This window comes from Streptomyces chisholmiae (genome assembly GCF_031845445.1).
Taxonomy (GTDB): domain Bacteria; phylum Actinomycetota; class Actinomycetes; order Streptomycetales; family Streptomycetaceae; genus Streptomyces; species Streptomyces chisholmiae.
The window spans coordinates 1-413 of the sequence record NZ_JAVREO010000270.1; the positions used below are offsets into that span (position 1 = coordinate 1).

The 413-nt window shown below is 66.3% G+C and carries 1 protein-coding gene; it reads left to right on the forward strand.

Going from position 1 to position 413, the window contains the following annotated elements; all coding sequences use genetic code 11:
• Window positions 1–69: 69 nt before the first annotated feature.
• Window positions 70–413, forward strand: a 344-nt coding sequence (locus tag RM844_RS33145; protein ID WP_311671127.1) for an MBL fold metallo-hydrolase, incomplete at its 3' end; no start/stop codon positions are given.

A 413-nucleotide genomic window follows, 5' to 3' on the forward strand; every position in this document is an offset into this window, starting at 1 on the left:
GGACGCGATCGAGGACGCGTTCCACAAGATGCACTCCGGTGAGGTGCTGCGTTCGGTGGTCGTCCTCAAATGACCGCGGCATCCAACATCCAGCGGGTCGTCACCAGCGGCACCTTCGAACTCGACGGCGGCAGCTGGGACGTCGACAACAACATCTGGATCGTCGGCGATGACTCCGACGTCGTGGTGTTCGACGCCGCCCACACCGCCGCCCCGATCATCGAGGCCGTGGGCGGTCGCAACGTCGTCGCGGTGGTCTGCACCCACGGCCACAACGACCACATCACCGTCGCGCCCGAACTGGGCAAGGCGCTGGACGCGCCGGTGCTGCTGCATCCCGCTGACGAGATGCTGTGGCGAGTCGTCCACCCCGACAAGGAATTCCGAACCGTCGAGGACGGCCAGGTGTTGCG